The sequence below is a fragment of the Nitrospirillum goiasense genome, from assembly GCF_034427435.1.
GTDB lineage: Bacteria > Pseudomonadota > Alphaproteobacteria > Azospirillales > Azospirillaceae > Nitrospirillum.
Genome location: NZ_JAXQNP010000003.1, coordinates 731625 through 755947, shown reverse-complemented (window position 1 = coordinate 755947; position 24323 = coordinate 731625). Strand labels below are relative to the sequence as shown.

22 protein-coding genes and 2 pseudogenes are annotated in these 24323 nt (G+C 63.7%); 23 read left to right on the top strand and 1 reads right to left on the bottom strand.

Annotated features, from left to right (window positions below):
* Positions 1-18 precede the first annotated feature (18 nt).
* From ULB03_RS17770 to ULB03_RS17760, 4 genes and pseudogenes are all read left to right on the top strand, one after another.
* Positions 19-708 carry a BPSL0067 family protein gene (locus ULB03_RS17770; protein ID WP_322484444.1) on the top strand — a complete coding sequence of 230 codons (690 nt, stop codon included), beginning with the start codon at positions 19-21 and terminating at the stop codon, positions 706-708.
* A gap of 600 nt (positions 709-1308) precedes the next feature.
* Positions 1309-2340 carry a hypothetical protein gene (locus ULB03_RS17765; protein WP_322484443.1) on the top strand — a complete coding sequence of 344 codons (1032 nt, stop codon included), beginning with the start codon at positions 1309-1311 and terminating at the stop codon, positions 2338-2340.
* Positions 2337-2564, top strand: a pseudogene (locus ULB03_RS27485) (Imm42 family immunity protein); the annotation flags it as partial. The gene ULB03_RS17765 and the pseudogene ULB03_RS27485, both read left to right, overlap by 4 nt.
* 3 nt (positions 2565-2567) lie before the next feature.
* Positions 2568-2933: a hypothetical protein gene (locus ULB03_RS17760; protein WP_322484442.1), complete on the top strand. Its 366-nt coding sequence runs from the start codon at positions 2568-2570 to the stop codon at positions 2931-2933.
* 211 nt (positions 2934-3144) lie between these two features.
* On the opposite strand, the pseudogene ULB03_RS17755 reads toward ULB03_RS17760, so the two are convergent.
* Positions 3145-3452 (bottom strand): annotated as a pseudogene (locus ULB03_RS17755) (transposase); the annotation flags it as partial.
* A gap of 633 nt (positions 3453-4085) precedes the next feature.
* On the opposite strand from ULB03_RS17755, the gene ULB03_RS17750 reads away from it, so the two are divergent.
* The 19 genes from ULB03_RS17750 (at position 4086) to ULB03_RS17660 (ending at position 24322) form a co-directional block, all read left to right on the top strand.
* On the top strand, positions 4086-5501 hold the full coding sequence (locus tag ULB03_RS17750) for a phage portal protein (protein WP_322484441.1): 1416 nt from the start codon (positions 4086-4088) through the stop codon (positions 5499-5501).
* 4 nt (positions 5502-5505) lie between these two features.
* Positions 5506-6444 carry an HK97 family phage prohead protease gene (locus ULB03_RS17745; RefSeq protein ID WP_322484440.1) on the top strand — a complete coding sequence of 313 codons (939 nt, stop codon included), beginning with the start codon at positions 5506-5508 and terminating at the stop codon, positions 6442-6444.
* 107 nt (positions 6445-6551) lie between these two features.
* On the top strand, positions 6552-8069 hold the full coding sequence (locus ULB03_RS17740; protein ID WP_322484439.1) for a hypothetical protein: 1518 nt from the start codon (positions 6552-6554) through the stop codon (positions 8067-8069).
* 56 nt (positions 8070-8125) lie between these two features.
* Complete coding sequence (locus tag ULB03_RS17735; RefSeq protein WP_322484438.1) at positions 8126-8710, top strand: head-tail connector protein; 585 nt, start codon at positions 8126-8128, stop codon at positions 8708-8710.
* A complete protein-coding gene (locus ULB03_RS17730) occupies positions 8707-9216 on the top strand; it encodes a hypothetical protein (RefSeq protein WP_322484437.1) in 510 nt (169 codons plus the stop codon). The genes ULB03_RS17735 and ULB03_RS17730 overlap by 4 nt, the downstream gene beginning before the upstream one ends.
* A gap of 14 nt (positions 9217-9230) precedes the next feature.
* The gene (locus tag ULB03_RS17725; protein WP_322484436.1) at positions 9231-9653 is read left to right on the top strand and encodes a hypothetical protein; all 423 of its coding nucleotides are present in this window, start codon (positions 9231-9233) and stop codon (positions 9651-9653) included.
* Between the two features lie 21 nt (positions 9654-9674).
* Positions 9675-9896, top strand: a complete 222-nt coding sequence (locus tag ULB03_RS17720) for a hypothetical protein (protein ID WP_322484435.1) — start codon at positions 9675-9677, stop codon at positions 9894-9896.
* Positions 9897-9900: 4 nt separating this feature from the next.
* Positions 9901-10638 (top strand): hypothetical protein, encoded by a 738-nt coding sequence (locus ULB03_RS17715; RefSeq protein WP_322484434.1) that lies wholly within the window; start codon positions 9901-9903, stop codon positions 10636-10638.
* Between the two features lie 4 nt (positions 10639-10642).
* Entirely contained in the window at positions 10643-10969 is a 327-nt protein-coding gene (locus ULB03_RS17710) for a hypothetical protein (protein WP_322484433.1), read from the top strand.
* A gap of 11 nt (positions 10970-10980) precedes the next feature.
* Positions 10981-11190 carry a hypothetical protein gene (locus ULB03_RS17705; RefSeq protein ID WP_322484432.1) on the top strand — a complete coding sequence of 70 codons (210 nt, stop codon included), beginning with the start codon at positions 10981-10983 and terminating at the stop codon, positions 11188-11190.
* A gap of 148 nt (positions 11191-11338) precedes the next feature.
* On the top strand, positions 11339-11764 hold the full coding sequence (locus ULB03_RS17700; protein WP_322484431.1) for a hypothetical protein: 426 nt from the start codon (positions 11339-11341) through the stop codon (positions 11762-11764).
* A gap of 242 nt (positions 11765-12006) precedes the next feature.
* The gene (locus ULB03_RS17695; protein ID WP_322484430.1) at positions 12007-14772 is read left to right on the top strand and encodes a hypothetical protein; all 2766 of its coding nucleotides are present in this window, start codon (positions 12007-12009) and stop codon (positions 14770-14772) included.
* A 92-nt stretch (positions 14773-14864) separates the two neighbouring features.
* The gene (locus ULB03_RS17690) at positions 14865-15728 is read left to right on the top strand and encodes a hypothetical protein (RefSeq protein ID WP_322484429.1); all 864 of its coding nucleotides are present in this window, start codon (positions 14865-14867) and stop codon (positions 15726-15728) included.
* 21 nt (positions 15729-15749) lie between these two features.
* Positions 15750-16430 (top strand): hypothetical protein, encoded by a 681-nt coding sequence (locus ULB03_RS17685; protein WP_322484428.1) that lies wholly within the window; start codon positions 15750-15752, stop codon positions 16428-16430.
* Positions 16431-16600: 170 nt separating this feature from the next.
* Positions 16601-17188, top strand: a complete 588-nt coding sequence (locus ULB03_RS17680; RefSeq protein WP_322484427.1) for a DUF2460 domain-containing protein — start codon at positions 16601-16603, stop codon at positions 17186-17188.
* 3 nt (positions 17189-17191) lie between these two features.
* A complete protein-coding gene (locus ULB03_RS17675; protein ID WP_322484426.1) occupies positions 17192-18109 on the top strand; it encodes a DUF2163 domain-containing protein in 918 nt (305 codons plus the stop codon).
* Between the two features lie 21 nt (positions 18110-18130).
* Positions 18131-18595, top strand: coding sequence for a C40 family peptidase (locus ULB03_RS17670; protein ID WP_322484425.1), 465 nt, complete (start codon positions 18131-18133; stop codon positions 18593-18595).
* A 4-nt stretch (positions 18596-18599) separates the two neighbouring features.
* A complete protein-coding gene (locus ULB03_RS17665) occupies positions 18600-23882 on the top strand; it encodes a phage tail protein (protein ID WP_322484424.1) in 5283 nt (1760 codons plus the stop codon).
* Complete coding sequence (locus ULB03_RS17660; protein ID WP_322484423.1) at positions 23879-24322, top strand: phage tail assembly chaperone; 444 nt, start codon at positions 23879-23881, stop codon at positions 24320-24322. The genes ULB03_RS17665 and ULB03_RS17660 overlap by 4 nt, the downstream gene beginning before the upstream one ends.
* Position 24323 lies beyond the last annotated feature (1 nt).

The window sequence follows — 24323 nt, the reverse complement described above, 5'->3', positions numbered from 1 at the left end:
CCCGATCGGCTGGCGGCAATGCTGACCCAAGCCTATGGCCGCCCCCACACCCTGGACGATGGTGTGCGCTTGGCTCAACGTTTGGCGCCGGTCGCACGCGCGTTAAGCGAGGGCAAACGTCCGTTGGCGGCCATCGCCCTGGTGCGAGTGGGGTTGCCGCCGGTGGAGAGGGCGACGAAGACGCCTTTAGGCAAAGCCGCCAACGATGCCTATCAGCAAGAAGCGCGAGACGATGCGGGCCGTTGGGTCGCTGACGGCTTTGCGGGACTTAGTGCGGCGCAAGTGGACGCTAAGGTTACGGAGCTAATTGCGGAAGCGCAAAAGGTCGGTGGTTGGCTCTCTTCCGCGCCGAACATAGACGCTGGGAACGAACATCAGTGTGTAAGCTTGGTTCGATCTTTGACCAATGGCTTAGCGAAGTCTGGTAACTGGCGAGAGGGGGAAAAGCTGACCCCCGATGTCATCAAGACGCTGAAGCCCGGCACCGTGATCGCCACGTTCGACTCGAATGGACGATACGGAAACCGAGCAAAAGGGAACCATGCAGCAATTTTTCTAGGTGCAACCGGTAAGGGGATTTGGGTTCTGGAGCAATATGACAGCGGTGAAGATAAATCGGGACAGGTACATAAGAAATTCTATTCATACAATGACAAAAGAGGCGGGGAACATGTGCCATCAAGCTATTCCACGCTAAAAAAACAATAATACATTGGCGCCGAAATCAGACACGGATCCTGTGGATCGACGCTTGAACAAGCCTTTATGCCCTCACACTTCTCGGAGGTGTTTCCGATCGGGATGATGGGGTGAGAGCTTCGCGTAACGGAGAAGCCTGACCATCGGCGCGCGTGACAGGCGACATCAGCGGACGCCGCGCGTCGTAAGGTATGGATTTGGGCTAGGTCACAGCCATTTTCCCCTGATTTCGCTGGCGTGAAGGATAGACTCCGCCCGTCATGCCGTAGGGCGACGCCGTGGTGCTGGCCCACGCCCAACCCGCCGGCGACGGCACCGGCCTGCTGGCCGTCTACGCCGAGATGGCGGCGGGGCTTGTTCCCGCCGCCACAGCATCCCACGCCTAGGCCTGAGGAAAGCCCCTATGCATCCCTGGACCACCGAATACCGCTTGGCGCCGCCGGGCGGTGACAGGCGGCACGCGTCCGTGGATGGCAGGGCCGGTGCCTGCCTAGGCGACTTGCCATTGCTGGATCGGTCGCCGTCCGGCATCTGGCGGCCCCGCGACCGTGTGGCGCTGGAAAGCACGCTGTCGCGTCACTACGGCGAGGCTGTGGACTGGTCGGCCGCATGCCTGCGCTCGCGGCAGTCGCGAGAGCTTTGACTGAGGGCGATGTCGTCCGGGCCCACATCGCCCTGCTGCATGCCCGCCTACCGCCATTGCCGGAACGGGCGGTCGTTGTGAGAAAGAACGAGAATGGTTTGGCCAAGCAGATAGCTTCCAATTATCTGACCCAGCCCCGGATTCCCGCCGGTGCCCAGGATGCGAAGCCCGGGACCTGGACTTCCATCGGTGCCGGTGGAACAGCGGCCCTGGACGCCGCCCTGGCGGTGGCGCGGACGATGGCGGGCCGTGCCACGCTTGTGGGCGCCATCCTCATCCCCGGCAATATCGGCCAGACACGCAGCGGCCAGGTTCCAGGTACCGACGTGGACTACGGCTACGCGGAAGGCCAGTTGACTTTGACGGTCAAGGACGGTGACGGGCACACGCGCCTGATCTACGATGGCAGCGGTGATCTTAATGGACAATATCGAACCCCCGAGGGTGTCCTGCTTCCACAGGCAGGCCCGGATGGTCTGGCGATGGCCCCGGGAGCCATCGCTGCGCTGGCCGGTGGCGACAGGGTTTTCTCGCAGAAGACGAAGACGCCTAACGAAGGAGAGCCTGGAACCTGGGCAATCAACCCTGGCCAGAGTGCTCAGGACGGGCAGACAGGGTCGCCTGCAGATAGAATAAAGAACGGCAAGAAGTCACCAGCGGCTTCTCAGCGCAACCAAGCTGGAGCCAATAGTGCGACGCCGCCGGGTCCGGAAAATGATGATGGAAAGGAAAAGCCTAACCGCGTAACTAACCCGAAGCATCATCAAAACTCGGTAAGCCCGGAGCCAAAGAACGCCGGAGAGCTTTATGAGAATTCGATTCCGGATGATAAAGGTGTGAGGTGGGCGAAAGATAATGATGGCATTATCCATCGATTTAGCGCGTCGAGAAACGGAGAGACGCACTGGAATGGCTCCACGGGCGGAACTGATCCTATTAAGGCGCGTGATATTCCCATCGAAATTAGGCGGCTGTTAGAGCCAAAGGCGGGCAAATGATTATTGGAGATATTTCAAGTTTTGCCATTGAATCGAGCATAACAACTCCTTTGGCTCGGCAATCTCAGCTGGGCATTGGCTACTTCGTCCTTCACATAAATGGGCAAGTGTACGGCGTCCATTCACCGGAGGCGACTGCCTTGGGTTGCTCATTCTATTCTGTGCAAGACAGGATAAAGCAGCGGGGGAGTCATCTGGCGCCCTTTTGTTCAGAGGAAGCTTATAAGGTGGCCGACGCCGTTAGGGCGGCAGAATTCGATGAGAATCGCCAAGATGATATATTCTTTGGTGGGCTGTCGGCGGAGGATCTGCGTGCTTCTCTTTCGGATAATTCTATAATTTGGGCACCTGATGGTGACGCCGCTTTCGATGATAGTAGTATTGTTCTGCAGTTTGACTGTGGAGACATGGTGCAGATAGTTGCGTTCAAAAATCTGGAAGATGATGAGGACTTTATCGGTACTATTGAGAGCGTTGAGATTGAGCTTGAGGGTTACTATGGGCTGCTAGCGGAGTGGAGTCGTCAGTTCAAAGCTGAATGGGAAAAGGCGATTTTATCCCTTCCGAATCAAAGCCCTAACCGGCTTACGTGATAAAATGCGCATAAGTTATGCGCAGGTGTAATCCTAACGGCCATTATGCACCGCGCTGCTGCCGGACGGAATGGTGTGTGGCGATTCATCCCCTTCTGGTTGTTTTCAGGCGTGCCATTCCGCCTCCCGCCGCAAACGGCGAGGTTGAGAGCATTGGTCTGGTGGGTTGAAGGCACGGGGTTTCTTGCGGGAGGGCACATAGCCCTGGCGGTCAGGTGACCAATCGCGGCAGGCGTCCGAGGATGAGCCGCAGGATGTCCTGATATGATAAGGCGTGGCGGAGGGCAGATGAACCTTGATCTGCGTCTTCATCTCGATGACCCGCGCGGCGATTTTGATCAGGCGCAGGCGCAAGGTGTCGAATTGAGCGACGCGCCAGGATGAGCGCTCGGGAATCATCGAGCGCAAGGACCACATCAGCCAATGAGCTCCGGCGTGTAGAAACAGCCGGAACTGGTTGGTGGTGGCCGTGGAGTACGAGGTGCGGTCAGCGGCCAGATGGGTTTTCCAGGACTTGATTCCGAAAAAAACAATCGATGATTACGTTAGTAAAATAAAGAAGGGCGACATCCTGTTGTGTGTTCTTAATCCCTCCTGGGGTTGTGACGCGGTGGTGGCGGCACGGGAATACGAAGTTCTTTGAGGCAAGCTCATAGTATGGTCGGGCTCCTGATTTCGGTGAGCGGCTCAGCGAAATCGCCGGGCTGCATCCTGTTTGGGTATGTCAATCACCCGCGAATAGGGAAGCCGCCGAGCAACTGTGGGCCAAGGGTGATCAGGCTCACCAGGTCACGGTCTTCACCAGGGCGGATATGACGTCACCGAAGAACGCGTTCGTCTCCCTTCTGGATATGATTGACCAGCATCATCCCGCGTGGCGCCGATTGAGTGTGTTTGGATGCCAGGTCACCCCGGCGGCAAGGGAGGCTCTCGCTGACTATGGTGGGAGCACTTTTGAAGAGATGCCGGGCGGGTTTGCCGTCGATCGCGGCGCTGTCGCCCACGGTTAAACAGCTGTTGGCGCCGGCGCGCGGCCCCAACATCGTTCATTAACCACCGGCCTATCCTTCGGGTTCAGGTCAAACATGCCGCTGCGAAAAGCGCTGCGGCGTAATCCCATTTGCCCGCTTTCCACCAAGAAAGACGAAACGCATGTCAAGTAACCGCGATAGCAAGGGGCGCGCGGTGGCGCCGGGGATTCTTGCCCGCGCCAGCCGCGCCCTGGGGGCGGCCGTCTCCTACACGGTGACGGGTGATGCCTCCTCCTGGTTCGGGCCCCTGGACCCGTTGCCGCCCTCGGCGCCCGAGGTGGCGGGGCGGCAGTTCGATTTCCCCTCCGGCTACAATCTGCTGCAGCGGCCCAAAGCCTACGAGGGCACGCGGTTCGAGGCGCTGCGCGCGCTCGCCGACAGCTGGGACCTGCTGCGCCTGCTGATCGAAACCCGCAAGGACCAGATGGCGGGCCTGACCTGGACCATCCGGGTGCGCGGGGCGGCGCCAACCAGCAACGCCGCCGATGCCCGGCCCGACGCCCGCATCGCGGCGCTGACCGCCTTCCTGCGCCGGCCGGATGGTGTGCAGTCCTGGTCGCGCTGGCTGCGCCTGCTGCTGGAGGATCTGCTGGTCATCGACGCGCCCACGCTCTATGTGGCGCGCACCCTGGGCGGCCGGGCGCGAGCGCTGCAGGTCATGGACGGCGCCACCATAAAGCGGGTGATCGACCCCTTTGGCCGCACGCCCCTGCCGCCGGCCGTGGCGTATCAGCAGGAACTGAAGGGCCTGCCGGCGGTGGACTACACCACCGACGATTTGATCTATGCCCCCCGCAACCCGCGGCCACACCGGGTCTATGGGCTGAGCCCGGTGGAGCAGATCGAGACCACGGTCAACATCGCGCTGCGCCGCCAGATCTGGCAGCTGCAATACTATACCGAGGGCAACATCCCCGAGGCGCTGATCGGCGTGCCCGACGCCTGGACGCCCGACCAGATCCGCCAATTCCAGACCTATTGGGATGCCCTGCACGAGGGCGACACCGCCAGCCGCCGCCACGCCAAGTTCGTACCCGGTGGCGTCGCCCGCACCTTCATCCCCATCAAGGAACCGGAGTTGAAGGGCGTGTTTGACGAGTGGCTGGCGCGGGTGGCGTGCTTCGCCTTCTCCGTCAGCCCTCAGGCCTTCGTGGCGCAGATGAACCGCGCCACCGCCCAGACCGCCCACGACGCCGCGCATGAGGAAGGGCTGGGGCCCACCATGTTGTGGGTCAAGGAACTGATCGACGACGTTCTGGAGCGCGAGTTTGACGCCGCCGACCTGGAATTCGCCTGGAACGATACCCGCGAGGTCGACCCCGTCAAGGCCGCGACCATCGCCAACATCCATGTGCGCGCCGGCATCAAGACCCTGAACGAGGTGCGGGCCGACATCGGCTATCCCCCCGTGCCCGGCGGCGACCGGCCGCTGATCTACACCGGTGGCGGGGCCGTGCCGCTGGAGCAGGCGACGCAAGCTCTGCCAGGGCAGGAACCCGAAACGTCCCCTAACCCGCCCCCTGAAGAGGAGACCTGACGCCATGCGCCTGTTCGGCAATTTCACCAAGGTGGAGGAGGGCGCCGACGGCACCCTGATGGTGGAGGGCATCGCCACCACCGAGACCGTGGACGGCGATGGCGAGGTGGTGGAGGCCGATGCCGTGAAAGCGGCCTTGCCCGACTTCCTGCGCCTTGGGTCCGGGCCCCTGCGCGAGATGCACCAGCCCCTGGCCGCCGGCCGGGTGGACGCCGCCGCCGTGGGCGCCGACCGTCGCACCCGCATCACCGCCACGGTGGTGGACCCGGTGGCCATCCGCAAGGTCAAGGCGGGCGTCTACAAGGGCTTTTCCATCGGCGGCAAGGTCGTGGCCCGTGATCCGGACGACCGCAACACCATCACCGCCCTGCGCCTCACGGAAATCAGCCTGGTGGACCGCCCGGCCAACCCCGACGCCGTCATCACCCTGGTCAAGCTGGAGGATACCGACATGACCGAAACCGACACCCCGCCCAAGAAGTCGGACGGCGGCGAGAGTTGCGACGCCCTGGCCGACTGTGCCCCGCTGGCCACCATCCTCAAGGCGCTGAGCGCCGCCGTGGCCGGCTTGTCGGCCAAGGACATGGAAAGCCTGCTGTCCACCCTGGAAGCCGCCAACACGGACGAGGCGCCGGATGACGATGCCGACACCGATGAGGAGGAAGAGCCGACGGACGACAAGACCGCCAGCCTGGGCGTCGACACCCTGCGCAAGGCGCTGAACCGTGCCCGGGCAGACCGCGCCGGCCTGCTGCGCCAGCGCGACGCGCTGGCCGCCCGGGTGAAGGCGCTGGAGGCACAGCCCCGCGCCGAGGACTATGTCCTGAAAACCGCCGTGGTGGGCGTCGCCGATGCCAAGACCGCCCTGGATGGCCCGGCCACCGCGCTGGACGCCATCAAGAAGGCCCAGCGCCACCCGGCGCACATGAGCCCGGCTTTCTGATCCCCTTCCTTCCGACCTGATCCATCCCCGGCTGGTTCGCCCGCCCCGTCACCTGATGACGGCGGCGTGGGCTGCCGCACGCCATTTTTACCCTGTTGGAGACATCGATGACCGGCATTCCCACCGCCGCCCCCCACACCGTCACCGGGGACACCCTGGCGGCCTTCAAGGCCGCGCAGGGCCAGCGCCTGGCTGGCGACGACCTCGCCAAGTCCACCTTCACCCAGTCCGGCAACCCCACCTCGGGCCTGACCTTCTATGACCTGGAGCCCGGGGCCAAGCTGCTCTATCCGGTGCTGACGCCACTGCGCAACAGCATCCCCCGCGTCTCTGGTCGGGGCGGCATCCAGGCCAACTGGAAAGCCATCACCGGCGTCAACACCACCGGCGTGCGGGCCGGTGTGTCCGGCGGCAACCGCGGCGGCGTCATCGCCGTCCGTACCCAGGACATGAACGCCGTCTATCGCGGCCTGGGCCTGGAGGCCAGCGTGGACTTCGAGGCCGACTACGCTGCCGAAGGCCTGGACGATGTGCGGGCGTTGGCGGTGCAGAACCTTCTGGAAAGCCTGATGATCCAGGAAGAGCAGATGATCCTGGGCGGCAACGCCTCGGTGGCGCTGGGAACCACGGCCACGCCGCTGGTCACCGCGTCCAACAGCGGCGGCACACTGGCGGCCGGCGCCTGGTCCGTCATCGCCGTGGGTCTGACGCTGGAAGGCTATCTGAATGGTTCCGTGACCGGCGGCATCCAGGGCCAGATGACCCGCACCAATGCCGACGGTTCCAGCGACCAATTCGGCGGTGGGGCCGCCAAGCCGTCCACCGCCGCCAGCGGCACCACCACCGGTTCGGCCGGCAGCCTGGCGGCCACCGTGGCGCCGCTGGCGGGCGCCGTCGCCTATGCCTGGTTCTGGGGGGCCGCCGGGGCGGAGAAGCTGGGCGCCATCACCACCATCAATTCCGTCGTCATCACGGACCTGGCAGCGGGCACTCAGACGGCGGCCAGCCTCGGTGGCGGTGACAACAGCCAGAACAGCCTGTCCTTCGACGGCCTGCTGTACCAGGCGTTCAAGGGCGGCTCCAACGCCTATGTCCAGGTCATGCCCACGGGCGCGGCCGGCACCGGCACCCCGCTGACCGCCGATGGCGCTGGCGGCATCGTGGAGATCGAGACGGCGCTGAAGGCCTTCTGGGACAATTACCGCCTGTCGCCCCAGGAAATCTGGGTCAGCAGCCAGGAGGCGCAGACCATCAGCCGCAAGATCCTGACCGGCACCGCCAATTCGGCCCAGCGCTTCGTCTTCAACACCGACCAGGCCCTGCTGGGCGGTGGCGTCATGGTGCGCACCTACCTGAACCGTTACAGCATGGTCGGTGGCCAGACGCTGGACATCAAAGTGCACCCCAACATGCCAGCGGGCACCATCCTGTTCCGCACCACCCGGCTGCCCTATCCCCTGGCCAACGTCACCAACGTGACGCAGATGCGCATGCGGCGCGACTACTACCAGATCGAGTGGCCGCTGCGCACCCGGCGGTACGAGTACGGCGTCTATTGCGATGGCGTGCTGCAGAACTACTTCCCGCCCGCCTTCGGCGTGATCACCAACATCGCCAACGGCTGACGCGGGCCGGGCGGGGCCGGCGCGTCCGTGCCCCGTCCCTTCGGAGGTTGCTGCCCATGGACGACACCACGCCGTTTACTGACGTGTCCCTAACCGACGTGGCCACGGTCAAGGCTTGGTTCAGCCCGCCCTTGACCAGCACGGCGGACGACGCCCTGCTGACGCGGTTGATCCAGGCGGAAAGCGGCTTCATCCGCGCCTGGCTGGGGCGTGACCCATCGTTGGCCACCTATACCCAAACCCTGGACGGCAGCGGCAACGCCGTGCTGCCGCTGCCCCATTACCCCGTGACCGGGGTAATGGCGGTGGCGGTGGATGGGGTGCCGGTCCCGGCCCAGCCGGCGGGCCAGCCCCTGGCCTACGGGTATGCACATGACGACACCAGCCTGGTGCTGACCGGCGGCATTTTCCCCCGGGGGCGCCGACGGGTCGTCGTCACCTGGACGGCGGGCTACGATCCCGTGCCGGCCATCCTGCAGCAGGCCTGCGTTGAACTGGTGGCCCTGCGCTACCGGGAACGTGACCGGGTTGGCCTGGTCTCCAAGGCCCACGGCGGGGAAACCACCAGCTACCTGCAGAAGGAAATGCCGGACAGCCTGGCGGCCGCCTTGGCCCCCTACCGCCGCGTGGTGCCGGTATGAGCGGTGGGGCTATCGATGCCAGTGGGTTGGAGCGGCTGCGGGACAGGCTGGCCGGCCTGCCCGCGGTGATCGCGGCTACCCTGGCGGACAGCATGCGGGGCCAGGCGCAAGCGCTGGCCGCCGCCGCGGGAGCCCGCTTGGATGGCCAGGTGAAAGGGGGGACCGGCACGCTCAGCCGGGCCCTCATTCCCACGCTGACGGTCAACGGCCTGGCAGCGACGGCGGGCGTGACGGTGGACGCGGCCTCGTCCGCGGCCGCTTACGCCGCGTTCCAGGAATATGGCTTTCACGCCACGGAATCCGTGCGGGCCCACCTGCGGACCATCACCCAGGCTTTCGGCCGGTCCATCTCCCCGGTCAGCGTCCCGGTCCACGCCTACGACCGCCGGGTGGACTACGACGGCCATCCCTTCCTGGCGCCGACCCTAGCGGATCACACGGACAGCATGCGTGCCGCCCTGGCCGATGCCATCGGCGCGGCCGTCACCAATCAGCTCAGTTCTTGAAACCAGGATCCATCATGGCCCGTGAGGATATCCACGCCGCCCTGTTCGCCCGGCTGACGGCGGCGGCCCCTTTCGCCACCGCCAGCCGCCGCGTACGGCTGTGGAACGACCTGTCACCGGCGCAGCAGCCCGCCCTGTTCCTGATGAGCCGGGGGGAGGAGGTGACACGCCGCGACACCTTGCCGGCCCACCGCGTTCTGCGGGTGGACATTCTGCTCTACGCCCAGGCGCCAGACGATGACACTGCCGGCGCCGTGGTGCTGAACCCGCTGCTGGACGCGGTGGAGGCCACCCTGCGTCCCCCGCCCGGTCAGGACAAGCAGACCCTGGGCGGGCTGGTCTACGACTGCTGGATCGAGGGGCAAGTGACCACGGACGAGGGCGCGTTGGGCTCCCAGGCTGTGGCGATCGTGCCGCTGCACCTGCTTATTCCCTAATCGCTATCAAGGATACTTGTCATGACCGATGCCGACGTGCCGGCCGATACGGCCGCCGCCGCTGAACCCGTGCCCATTTCCGCACCGGCCCCCTGTGACTGGCCCGAGCGGCTGGAGCGGGCGGTGGCCGCCTGGCTGGCGGAGGAAATCCACAACTCGCCCGTGGCACGGGTGACCGACGCCTACAACCACCTTGTCACCACCCTGGACGGGCTGAAGGCCCGCATTCTGCAGGAGATCTGATCCCATGCCCCAATATTCCTTCGGCGCCGGTTCCCTGTTCGGCACACCCGTCGGTGTGGCCAACGCGACCCCCGTCCAGTTCGGGACCCTGCAGTCCGTCTCCGTGGACATCGATTTCACGCTCAAGGAACTGTACGGCCAGAACCAGTTCCCGGTGTCCGTCGCCCGTGGCCAGGCCAAGATCCAGGGCAAGGCCAAGACCGGCCAGATCCAGGGCGCCCTGTTCAACAACCTGTTCTTCGGCGGCGGCCAGTCCACAGGACAGCAGCTCGTGGCCCTGAACGAGGCGGCCAGCGTGCCGGCCACCAACCCCTATACCGTCACGGTGGCCAACAGTACCGGCTTCCAGGCGGACCAAGGCGTGGTGTTCGCCGCCACCGGTGTGCCGCTGGCCAAGGTGGCCAGCGCGCCGGCAACCGGCCAGTACAGCCAGTCGGGCGGCACCTACACCTTCGCCGCCGCCGACACCGGCGCCGGCCTGCTGATCAGTTACAGCTACACCAGCGCCACCGGCGGCACCGTCACCACCATTTCCAACCAGTTGCAGGGTGTCGCCCCCACCTTCTCCTGCGTGCTGACCACGCCCTTCGGCGGCCAGAACTTCGTGCTCAGCCTGAATGCTTGCACCTCCAGCAAGCTGCAACTGGCGACCAAGCAGGGCGATTACATGCAGCCGGAACTGGACTTCATGGCTTTCGCCGATGCCTCCGGCACGGTGGGCAAGCTCAGCGTGCAGGGCTAAGGCCATGGGCGCCAATGTGGTGATCGGCGGCACGGACTATCCCGTGCCGCCCATGAACTTCGCCGCCCTGAAGGCCGCTTGGGCCGACATCAAGGGCCTGCCCCTGCTAACCGATCCGGTGGACCAAGCGGCCGCCGGCATCCGCATCGTGGCGGCTGCCCTTAAAAGCACCGCGCCGGACCTGACGGCTGAGGTCATTGAGCAGAAACTGGCCGCCACCGAGTTCCCGGCCCTGGTGTCGGCGGTGGTGGGCATCCTGCGCGAGTCGGGGCTGATCCCGACGGGGGAGCCGATACCGCAGGCGGGATCGTCGATGACATCGACGACCTGACTGCGGAGCTTGTGGCGTCAGGCTGCGGCGCCTGGGACGAGGTGGAGCGGCAGTTCACCCTGCCGCGCTATCAGGCGCTGTGGCGCTATTGGCGCCACCACCCGCCTGTTCATCTGATGGTGGCGGCCTATCTCGGCGTCAAGCCAGAGGGGCCGCCGCCGGTTGACGAGGTCGGGTTGGCAGACTTGCTGGCGATGTTTGGTGAGGGGAATATCGGCTGAAAGTTGCAGTATCTTGTTGCCATATTGGTGGTGTCGTTGGATGCTGAAAAGGCAACCAATGTGGGGGAGTTCAATGCGCCGGCTTTTCATGGGTTTTCTGAGCTGTCTCATTACGATTTTCCTGACGTGTGACGTAGGGAAAGCGGCCGTGTCGGCTGACTTGGCCGGTGCGATACAGAAGTTGATGGTGGCTGGCGCAATGCCGCTCCTCCATTGCGAGCAGAATAAAAAGACGTCTGAACTCTGGCCCTGTATTCAGGCAGCGAGGTCTGCGAAGCTCAGTCAGCCAAACACCCTCATAAAGAGTGGGAAGATTATTGCCGGTTCGTCAGTTGATCTTGGATTTTTTATTTCTGACTTATACATCGCAGACGAGGAATTCGGGTGCATATCGGCTATTAAACTAAAGGCCACATTACATCCGGCGTGTGCAAGATGGTCGATAGAAGGTGATTTGGACTTGATTGATGTGGAAATGAAAATGGTAGATATGAACGAAAAAGATCTATTGGATTTAATGCAAATAAAGAGACCAATCATATCGGAAATGAGGGCGGCTTACGGCAAAAAATGAGATAATAACGGTTTAATTTTGGCGAAATATAAAATAATATCAATATGCGGGGAGTTTAAGTATTTTTCCTTATTTGGGGGCGGCAGGTTACGTTGATGCTGCCTATCAGTCGAACCACCCCCTCAAGCCTCGGTGCCGAGCAAAACCGCGACAATTTCTACTCAGCGGTGCTTGGTACGAGGCGCGGGCTGAGCTTTACGCCCACCTCCATAAGACGTGTCGCCTTCAAGAGGGAGAATGTCATGGCCAGCTCTGCCGACATCAAAGTCAATGCCGATACTCAGAACGCGGCAGGTGAGGTCAAGAATCTCGGTAAAGAGGTAAAAAACCTAAGCGAACATGTGGAGGGGGTCAGTGAAAAACTAAAAGGCGGTGCTGAGGCGTTCAAGGAGCTATCGAAAGCGTCGGAGGACGCCAGGAAGGCGATGGAGGAAGGCGCCAGTCCCCTCCAGGTGTTAATGGATCAACTTCCTGAGCTTGTCGTCACGTTCGCTGAGTTGGCAGGAAAATGTGGTTTAGCTGGAATTGCCGTCGCGGCGGTCGGGGCCGCAGCCTATAGCACCGTCCGGTATTTCATGGAGATGGACGACAAAATCAAATCCATATCGGGTCACATGGCCCTGATGGGTAGGGGGGCTGAGGCCGCTCCCAAGGTGGTGGAAGGTTGGGCCAATCAGCTGGTTATCCAGTTCGGCGCTGGCAAGCTGGCCGCCCTAAATATGATAGAGGCAGTCACCAACGCGGCGCCAACGCTGTCAGCCCCATTACAGCATATGGCCGCCGACTTCGCCGAAACCATGGCCACGATTGGGAATGTTACCAAGAAAGAAGATCTGGATAAAATAGGCTCTGTTCTATCTAAAAGTATTTCCGGTGACTTCTCAGCCATCCGTGCGTTGGACGAAAAGTATAAATTACTAAGCGCCGCTCAGTTAGATGCGCTGGACAAGGCGGAGGCGGAAAATAACAAAGATGCCGCCGCCCTGATCATCAAGCAGGCGCTGATCGACAAATACGGAGCGGTCTACGACGCGCTGATCAAATTGTCCAAAGCTCAAGAAGAGTATGCACAGTTGAGCGCTGGGGTCGGTATGGAGGGCATCCCGACCGCGGGTATGAGCGAAGCCGCGGATGCCGTAACTCAGGCGAAAGCAGATCTAGAGAACGCCAAAAAGAACATTAAGGGTCCCGACGAAGGGGAGCGCAGTGACCGGGCGCGGCAGCATCAACTGATTGCCGATACCGCCACAGCGCTGCAGCAGCGTAACCAGGTTGCGGATGAAAGCGCCCGCCAAATGGCGCAACATGAGGCTGATGCTTGGGCGCAGCTTATCGAAACGGCTCATCTGTCTGGGGCGGCGCTCACCCAGGCGCGAGAACACCTCGCGGATGCCGAGAAGCGGATCGCCAACACCACATCTGCGGAACTCGCGGAGCAACTCCGTGACCGTCTGTCAGTGCAGCAGGCCCTACGGGCTGATGATCGGACCGCCACCTTGCGGGGTGAGGTCGCGAGTTATAAGGAAGTGTTGGCCAATCAGCAGCTTATTGGCCGCGAGCGTGACGCGGTGAGTCGTGACCTGAAGGTTGCGGAAGCGCAGCTTGCCCGCCAGACCGTGCAAGATCAGCTGGCCTCCATAAAGGACCAGGTGGCTGCCACCCGAGAAGGCAGTAAGGAACGCGAAGAGGCCCTTGCCGGGGAATTGGCCTACGTCAAAGCAAACTATGGTGCGCGGTCAGCCGAAGCGCGACGGGTTGAGCAGGAGATCACGGCCGCCCATAAGGCGACCTTGGACGCCGAGGTGGCGCACCTGCGCGAAGACCTTGGGGCCAGTCTTCAGAGCATGAAGGTTCGCGACGATGTCCTTGCCCAGATCTCGGAGAAACAACGAGCGCGCTACGGCAGCGATTCCTCGGCTTTGAGGAAGGCTCAGGAGACTGACCTGACCACGGTGCGCAAGTACCTCGATGACAAGGCTAAGGAGGATATCGACCAAAGCAACGAGGACTGGCAGCGGTACGCGAAGGACCAGGAGCAGAAACGCCAGCTTCAGAACATGTCCTTGGCGGAAGTCGCCAGCGCCAAGCGGGCCGAGGTCAAGGCGCAGAATGACGCGACGGTGAAGATTCTTGAAGGATATAAGCAGCAGGCGCTCGCCGCGGCCGCCGTATCTGGAGAGGAAGCCCGCGTTGCGAAGGACTACGATGACAAAATAAGCAAGATCAAACGGGCTGCTGAACAGCAAGACCGGGAGATCGTCCGTCAACTGGAGCGTGACAAGCAGAAGGAATACCAGCAGACGGTCAGCGGCATCACCAAATCCATGGGCACCATGGTTCAGGGGTTGGTCACCGGCACCAAGACGGTGCGCCAGGCAGTCGGCGACATGGCGAAATCCGCATTGTCGGAGCTGGTGGGCATGGCCGAGAAGCAGGCCAGCACCTGGATAGAGAGCAACCTGCTCAAGCAAGACTCCGACCAGGACACGGCCACCAAGGCCATGGCGCAGTCGGTGGAGACGGCGACCGCCCAGATCAACGATGCGGCCGCCACAGGTGCCGCCAATGCCTATGCTTCCGCCAGTGCCGGGCCTGAGTGGTGGATAGCGCCAGCCATTTCCGCCGCTGTGCAACTGGCGATTTCCGGCCTGACCAGCAGCTTGTCCAGCGCCGCCGGAGGCTGGGGGCGGGTGCCGGCGGACGGTATGCTGACGGAGTTGCATAAGGACGAGATGGTATTGCCGGCCAGCATCGCCTCGCCCCTCCGATCCGCGCTGGCGACCCAAACGGTGCCTAGCCTGGCCGTACCGGCCTATGCCGCCGCCAACCTGAATTTGCCCGGTGGCGGGGCGGCTAACACGAATGGCGTTTCGGGCATCGGTGGCGGTGCCAACGTGACCTTCACCGTCCAGGCCATGGACAGCCGCGACGTGGCCAGCTTCTTCAACCGCCATGGCGACAAGCTGGTATCGGCCCTGCGTGGCCAGAAACGGAACTTTTCCTTCTAGTGGACAGGCCTGGCTAGTGGGGGCCTAGGCCTTTGTCGGCGGCATCGTGGATAGGAGCCAATCAAGTGCAATATAGGATGGCGGTGGTGGGATTGAGCTTGGCGTTGGCAGGGTGCGGTTCGCCGCCACCTCCACCACCGTTCACGTTCCCCCCTCCGCCCCGGCCGGACGCCGTCGTCTCCATCGCGCCCCTGCGCCAAGCGCCGACCGGATTACAACTGCGGGATGCGCAGACGGCTTATGGAGAGCCCGAGGAGATCAAGCCCCAGGACACCCAGTTGTTGGAGGTTCGACGTCATCAAGAACTGATCCAATCGGGCCAAGAGACGATGGCCTGCATGAATGTGCCAGCGGCCCGTTGTCTGGCGAGTTTGGCGACGATTGCGCGTGTCCGAATGTTTCCCCGACCTGAGCAAACCCTGTTCGGGGATACGCCGCCTGACCTGACGGGACGGCCGGGCTTGGCGGCGTCGATTGAATTGGATGTTCTCACGAATGGTTCTTCCACGCACAAGGGGCCTGCCAAGGGCACAAATTATGGCGTTTCGCTTATTGTCGATGAAGGGCCGGAGCGGAATGTTCAGAGTATACGAATCATAATGGTTGATGCTCAGGTGATGTTGTTTGCGGCAAGGACCGAAGAGGAATTCGACCGCTACCAGATTTATGATCTTTTTCGGCTCATTTTTGCGCGCACCTGTCCTGGTCTTGATCGGAAAAAGCTTTACGAGTTTCTGTATCTGGATGTGTTTGATTCCTACAATGCGGGTGCCAGCGCCAGTCGCCCCACCGCAAATCATGTCCCTGGGGAATTTTGCGGATACGCTGTGCACAAAGAGGTGGAGGTGCGCAAAATAAAATTGAATAGACAGGAGAGATATTGGGCCGAGAAGCACTGGCGCCCACTTTCCGAAATTAGCGAATATATAGTGGTAAAGCAGTTGGGGAATAAATAAGTGACAAATAAAGAAATCATCATGATGGGTTTGGTGATTTTTATCGCCGCATGCGTCCCGACCTGGTCGAAGCAAGCGTCCGCCGCTATTGCACCCTCCGGCTCCGGAGATATTTCCCCTGAATCGGCCCTGATCAGAGATCCGCAGAGGCTTTCTCTGCTCCAGCATCAAGACGCGATACGCAGCGGCAGGGAGCGGCCGGGCTGTATCAATTTTCCGGCTGTCCAATGCATAGCCAGTCTTGGCATAACGATGTTCACAGATCTGACGTTTACACGGTCGCAAGGCCAATCACTCTTAGGTGATGATCCTGTGGCGCCTGGTGCCAGAATAAGGCCGAAAACTATAATTTACTTGAACGCATCTGTAAACGACAAGCCATATTTGGACGTTTTTGGCGTTACATTAAATACAGATGACTCGGAATATCGCTACGTCGACAGTATTAATATTGACCTCAGAGATCTTGCAATTCTACTGGAGTCTGTAAAATCTCCTGATGAAATTAGAGTTTTTCGATTGTACAGGATATTTTACCCCATCCTGACAACCGCGTGCCCAGATTTGTCGGAGGATTATTTAAACGATTTTATATACAATAAGATCATTAAGAATTACGCCAATTACGGATATTTTCAAAAAATATGTGGCGTCCGTGTTAAGTACGAGGAAAAGAAATTTACAATAACGGAGGATTATTAAACAATTTTATCTGTAAACGGCCTATGAACGGGTGAATATATTGCTCACATATTTAAATTGAATTGCATTTATAGATAAAAATCTTTCTTTAAAACGAAGCGAATCCGCTATGTTGCTAAAATTCAGTTTTGCGGTTGCTTTCAGGCTAAAATATTGAACGAGGCTGCGTCATGACCGCGATCTATCCGGCCCTGGCGGGCCTGGGCTATTCCGTTACCAAGAAGCCCACCTTTTCCACCAAGATCGCCACGGCGGCGTCCGGCCGGGAGACGCGCATGGCAATGTGGTCGGCGCCTATCTGGGAATTCGTGCTGACCTACGACTTCCTGCGCGACACGGCGGCGGCCAATGAGCTGAAGCAGCTGCTGGGCTTCTATCTCCAGATGCAGGGCGCGTTCTCGGCCTTCCTGTTCCAGGATCCAGACGATACCCAGGCCACGGCCCAGACCATCGCGGTGGGAGATGGCGCCAGCACCAGCTTCACCCTGGTCCGCACCTATGGCGGTTATGTCGAGCCCGTGGGTGGCGTCATCGGCGGCGTCACGGTCTATGTCAGCGGCGCCCGCCAGACCTCCGGCTACAGCGTCACCGGCAACGTCCTGACCTTCGGCAACGCACCGGCCAACGGCGCCGTCATTACCGCCGATTTCCAATACGCCTTCCTGTGCCGCTTCAAGGACGACGGCCTGGAGTTCGAGAAGTTCGCCGCCCAGCTCTGGCAGGCGAAGCAGGTCAACCTGATCAGCGTGAGGGCCTGAGCCATGCGCTCCACCGACACCGCCTTCATCCAATGGCTGCGGACCACGCCCAACTTGTGGTCGGCGGACCTGTTCACCGTTACCCTGACGGCCCAGGTCAGCAACCCCAGCGCCCCCACCGGCACGGTCTGGCGCTGGACGAACACCGACCGGGCCATCAGCTACGGCGGCAACACCTGGCTGGCCACCGGGCCCCGCATCGCCCGCACCACCTGGTCCAGCAAGGCGCAACTGGAGGTGCCGCAGATGGAACTCACCATCGACAGCGCCGCCAGTGAGCTGCTGGGCGACGTGCCGGTCAACGCCTTCGTCAACAACGGTGGCTTCGACGGCGCCCGCATCCGCCTGGAACGGGCGCTGATGCCCGGCGCCAGCACCGCCGCCTTCGGCACCATCCTGCTGTTCGAGGGCCGCGTGTCCACCGCCCAGGCCGGGCGGGCGCGGGCCACGCTGACGGTCAAGGGCGACCTGCTGCTGCTGGACCAGCAGATGCCGCGTAACCTCTATCAGGCCAACTGCCTGCACACCCTGTATGACAGCGGCTGCACCCTGCTGCGCTCCCGCTACACCTGGAGCAACAGCGTGGGCCAGGGCTCGATTGTTGGCACCATCGTGCCGGCGACGCCGCTGACCGCTCTGGCCCCCGATGGGGCCGGCGCCGCGGTCGATCCCCAGGCCTTCGTTCAGGGCGCCATCAGCTTCACAGGCGGCGTCAACGCCGGGGTGGTGCGGACCATCAAGGTGGTCAGCGGCGGCAACATGGGGCTGGCCTATCCCCTGCCACATGCGCCGGCCGTGGGTGATCCGTTCACCATCACCTATGGCTGCGACCACACCGCCGGCACCTGCAAGGCCCGGTTCAACAACCTGGCCAACATCCGCGCCTTCCCCTACATCCCGGCGGCTGAAACCGCCGCCTGATCCCATTCCCCGGAGACGACCATGACCGACGACGCGATCCGCGTCGCTGCGGAGGCGGCTGCGCGCGCCGCGGTGGCGGCGGAAGCGCAAAGCTGGGTGGGCACACCCTATCACCAGCTGGCCGATGTGAAAGGGGCCGGCGTCGACTGTTCCATGCTGCTGGTGCGCGTGTTCGTGGACACGGGCGTCCTGCCACCCTTCGACCCGCGCCCCTATCCGCCCGACTGGCACCTGCACCGCTCCGATGAGCGCTATGTCGACTGGGCGGCGCGCTTCGGCCGGCCCTTCGATCCAGCGGAGCGGTCCCCCCAGGCCGGCGACGTGGTGCTGGCCCGCTTCGGCCGGTGCTTCAGCCACGGCGCCGTCATGACCGGCCGCTTTGAGCTGGTCCACGCCTATGCCCGGGACGGCCGCTGCGTGGTGGGCGACCTGCGCCAATTGCCCTTCCTCGACCGTCCCCTGATCTTCTACAGCCTGTGGGGTTGATGCCATGTCCGGCCTATTCGGCGGCGGCAAGACCAATGCCGACACCAAGCCCAGTTACACCGGCCTGCAGGTGCAGACCAGCGCCGCCGGCCTGCCCATCCCCTTGCTGTGGGGCACCCAACGCGCCGCCCCCAATCTGTTCTGGTACAACGACTTCACCTCAAAGGCCGTGGCCAGCGACACCGGCGGCGGCAAGGGCGGCGGGGCGCAGTCCACCACCCAGGTCTACAGCTGCGCCGTGGCCATGGGCCTGTGCGAGGGGGAGATTGCCGGCGTCGGCCGCGTGTGGGCGGACAAGACCGACACCAGCCTGGCCAAGCTGAACCTGACCCTGTTCACCGGCACCGCCGGCCAGGCGCCCTTCGCCTCGCTCTACACCAGCCATCCGGACGAGGCGCTGTCCTACCCGCATACCGCCTATGTCGCCTCACCCTCCTATGACCTGGGCAGCAGCGCCAGCCTGCCCAACCATAATTTCGAGGTGCAGTCGAACGCCGCGCCCCGCACCGGCCCCAGCGCCTTCGACGCCAACCCCGCCGACATCCTGGTCGATTTCCTGACCAACGAGCGCTATGGCGTGGGCCTGCCGGCTGATCGCATCGGCGACCTCAGCGCTTGGCGGGCCTATTGCGCCGCCGCCGGCCTGCTGATGTCGCCCCTGCTGGCGCAGCAGGAGGCGGCCAGCGACATCGTCAACCGCTGGGCCCAGCTGACCAACACCCTGATCTACTGGTCCGGTGACCAGGTGCGGGCGCTGCCCCTGGGCGACCAGGCGCTGACCGGCAACGGCGTCACCTTCACGCCCGACCTGACACCCGTCTACGACCTGACCGATGACGACTTCATCGCCGGCGCCGGCGATGATCCGGTGACGCTCAGCCGCTCCGACCCGGCCGATGCCACCAACACCGCCAAGGTGGAGTACAAGGACCGAAATAACGCCTACCAGACGGCGACGGCGGAGGTGCGCGACCTGGCCGCCATCGACGCCTATGGCCTGCGCACCGGCGACCCGGTGCAGGCCCATGAGATCTGCAACGCCGCCACGGCATCGGCCATCGCCACCCTGATCCTTCAGCGCCAGCTTTACGTCCGCAACTCCTACCAGTTCAAGCTGGCCTGGACCTTCGCCCTGCTGGAACCGGGCGACATCGTCACCCTGACCGACGCCGCCCTGGCCCTGGCCAAGTTCCCCGTCCGCATCACCCAGATCGATGAGGATGAGGACGGCCTGCTGACTTTCACGGCGGAGGAGCTGCCGGCCGGCATCGGCACGGCCACGCTGTACCCCACGCCCGTCATCAGCAACACGCCCCTGAACACCGGCGTGGACCCGGGCGACCTGGCCGACCCGGTGATCTTCGAGCCGTCGCCCGGCCTCTCCGGCGGGGTGCAACAGGTATGGATCGGCGCTTGCGGTCTGGACCCCAACTGGGGCGGCTGTTCCGTCTGGGTGTCGGCCGATGACCTGACCTATCAGCGGGTGGGCCAGATCACGGCGCCGGCACGGCTGGGCACGCTGGGGCAGGCGCTGACGGCAAACGGCAGCGACGGCTATGTCAGCCTGGCCACCAGCCGCCTGAAGCTGGCCGGCGGCAGCGCCGCCGACGCCGACGCCGGGCGCACGCTCAGCCTGGTGGGGGCGGAGATGCTGGCCTATGGCCCGGCGATCCTGACGGGCAGCGCCGCCTACCACCTGGGCGGCCTGAACCGGGGCCTGTACGGCACCGGGGCCGTGGACCACCCGGCGGGTACGCCTTTCCTGCGGCTGGACGAGGCCGTCTTCAAGTACGACCTGCCCGCCGCTTACATCGGCCAGACGCTTTACATCAAGCTGACCAGCTTCAACATCTTCCAGGCGGCGGAGCGCAGCCTGGCGGAGGTGGACGCCTACCTCTATAGCCCGGTTGGGGCGGTGGGCATGCTCCCGGCGCCCACCAACCTGACCCTGGCGGTGGAGAACGCCGTGCTGGCCGACGGCACGGTGCAGTTGGGCATCCGCGCCCGCTGGACGCCGGCCGACGCCGGGCCAGGGGGGGCCGGCATGGCGACCGACACCGTGCTGCGCTGGGGCGTGGCCGGCAGTGGTGGCGTCACCAACTGGCAGCAGGTCAAGGTGCCGGCCGGGTCAACCGACACCCTGCTGATGCCCGTGACGCAGGCGGTGACCTACACCGTACAGGCGGCCAGCGGCATCGGCACCGACGTGCGCTCCGCCTGGGGTCCCGCCGTCAGCATCGACGTGGGCGGCGTGCTGGGCGGCGCCAGCGTCACCCATCTGGAGCTGTACGGCCAGGGCTTGGATACCGAGTTCGTGGGGCGGGACATCCACCTGGTGTGGCAGGGCAACTTCCCCGCCACCAGCGCCAGCCTGGGCAACCAGCCCTATGGCGCCGGTTCCGGCTACGTGAACCCCTACTTCCAGGCCTACGCCGTCACCGTCATCGAACCGGACAGTGGTGCCGTGCTGCGCACCGACCTAGTGACCACCGAGGAATACTTCTACCTGTTCGACAGCATGAACGCGAAGGACGCCGGCGGCCCGCACCGCCGCCTGACCTTCAGCGTCACTATCCGCGACAAGCTGGGGGGCGAGAGCAAGGCCGCCACCCTCACGGTCAACAACCCCGCACCCCCCGCCGTCTCCGCCCAGGTGCGGCAGGGCGTCGGCACCATCGTGGTGGACATCCCGGTGGTCACCGACCGCGACCTGGCCGGCTATATCGTCTGGATCAGCCAGACCCAGGGCTTCGACCCCACCGCCACCGAGCCGGCCTATCAGGGCCTGCTGAACCTGCTGGTGCTGCCCGAGGCGCTGGGCAGCTACTATGTGCGGGCGGCGGCCTATGACGCCTTCGGCACCAGCGGCCTCAACATCGCCGGGGAAATCCCCATCACGGTCGAGGACATCGTCCTGGACGTGACACCGCCGGCCGTCCCCACCGGCCTGGCGCTCACCTCTTCCACCAGCATCACGCCGGCTGGCGACGCGCTGACGGTGCTGAAGGCGACCTGGGATGCCAGTCCCAGCGCCAACTTCGCCAGCTTCGACGTCGCCATCAGGCAGGGGACGGGGTCGGAGATCGTGTTCACCACCACGGCGCCGGCCTACCAATGGACCGTGGCGGCGGCCACGGCCTACAGCGTGCGGGTGCGGGCCCGGTCCAAGAGCGACATCGCTTCGGACTACAGCGCCGCCGTCAGCCTGACCACGGCGGGCGACACGGTGCCGCCGGGGGCCTGCTCCGGCCTGACGGTGCTGCCCGGCCTGCGGGCGCTTTACCTGTCCTGGGTGAACCCGAGCGACGCGGACCTGGCGGCCATCGAGATCTGGGCGTCGGCGACCAATGACCGGTCGACCGCGGTCAAGGTGGCGGCGGTGATGTCCACCTCCTTCGCCCACACCGGGCTGGCGGCCAGCCAGACGTGGTATTGCTGGGTGCGGGCGGTGGACACGTCCGGCAACATCGGGCCCTGGTTTCCCGCCGGGGCCACGGCTGGTGTGCCTGGCACGGTGGCCCAGGCCGTGGCGGCGGACTTCTCGCCCGGCAGCCTGAACTACACGGCCTTCGCCTCGGGCCTGAGCCCCGTCAGCGTGGTGGGCAATCTGCCGGCCGTCAGCGGCTATACCGGGCCCAGCGTCGTGCTGCTGACGACGGATGGCAAGCTGTACCGCCTCTCCGGCGGAGCCTGGACCCGGGCCACCGACGGCGCGGACATCACCGCCAACAGCATCACCAGCGGGGCGATCTCCGCCGGCGCGATCAAGACAGCACAGTTGGACGCCGGTGCCATCACGACGGAGAAGATCGCCGCCGGCGCCATCACCGCCGCGACAATCGCCGCCAACACCATCACCGCCAGCCAGATCGCCATTGGCACCATCACCGCGACGCAGATCGCGGCCCAAACCCTCACCGGCAACCTGTTCGCACCCAGCACCAGCCTGCCGGCCACCATCAACGTGGGGGACACTGGTGTCAGCATCGGCACGGTGCAGGCCCAGGCGAACGATCCAGCGGCCCGGGTCAACGCCATCAGCACGCTGATTTCTCCCGGCAAAATCCAGCTGACCGGCACCACCACGCTAACCAAATGGCTGTACGGGGGCGACAACACCCAGATCAACGGCGGGGCCATCGCCACCAACACCATCACCGCCAATAAGCTGACCATCGGCAACCGGGGGATCACGGTCGACGGGTTCCAGTTCACGACGAATGGTTCCAACCAGGTCAGCTGGGGGTCGGGCGTCATCACCTGGGTTAACGACAGCAACAACGCCCAACAGGTTACCGTCAGCGGCGGCTCCGCCACCTGGGACGGCAACAACATCCTGTATGTCTATTGGACGCAAGGGGCGACCAGCCTGGCCAGTACGACCAATGCCGCCCAGGCCACGTCCAACAGCGCGGTGACGCTGGCCAGCTATCGCGGCGGATCGAACCTGTCCGCCACCTACGGCCAAACCATCATCGACGGCGCCAACATCCGCACCGGCACGATCACCGCCAACCTGATCAGCACCAACGGCTTGGCCGCCAGCGTCATCACCAGCGGCACCTTCGACCCCGTGCGCATCCCCAGCCTGGATGCCGGCAAGATCACCACCGGCACGTTGGCGTCCAACATCGTCAGCGCCATCCAGTTATCGGCTGACCAGATCACCAGCGGCTCTATCTCTGGCAAGAACCTCACCACTACCCCCGTGAACGGCGCCTATCTGACCATGCACGGCGTCGACGACAACAACGGCTACGGGCCGTATTGGGGCGCTTATGACGCGACGCGGTGGCGCATCCTCATGGGGCGGCTCAACAATGATTGGGGGATCACGGTCTGGGACCAGAGCGGCAGGACGCTGTTCGATACCAACGACCTGGGTGTGGGCGTGGCCAGCGGCTCTGCATCGGTTCAGGCATCCGGCCCGATCGATGTTCAGGACAAGGGAACCTGGACCGCCCTTGCCACCATCGCGCCGTTCATGGTCAGGGGCGGTTCCAGCGACATCAAGATCAGCTTCAACGCCACCTTGGTTCAATCTGGTCTGTCCCAAAGCCCAAAGGTCCAGGTAGTCCGCACCGATAGCGGCGGCAACTCCGTCGTTGTCGGGGGCGCCACCCTTTCCTCTGCGCCCTATCAATGGGTGTTCACGACGGATGGCAGCCTCACGGCGGGCAATTACTCATACACCTTGCAGGCCTGGCGGAATAACGACGCCGGCAGCTCCAGCTACGTCGTCCTGGAGTATTCCAACATCTACATGCAAGTGAGGTGGTTCCGATGACCGACGCCCCCGCGCCGGCCGACGCGGCCGTGCATCTCTACGTCGACTACGACCCCGCCACCGGCCGCGTCCTGGCCCTGCATCATCGTGATCCGTACAGCCTGCTGGAGGATGGGGTAAGCCCCGATGGCATCGGCCGGTTGAAGATCGCCAACGATCAGGCCGAGGGCATCTGGTCCTGCCGGGTGGTGGATGGCGCGCTGGCGCCCCGCGAGGCGGCCGACCTCGCAGCAGCGGCCCACGCCCGCGCCGTGGCCGACCTGCGGGAACAGCGCGACCTGATGCTGTCCGCCAGTGACATCCGGGTGCTGCCCGACCGCTGGGCCGCCATGAGCGACGCCCGGCGCGCGGCCTGGACAGCCTACCGCCAGGCGCTGCGCGACCTGCCCGCCAACACCACCGATCCCACCGCGCCGGCATGGCCGGTGCCGCCCAGCTGAG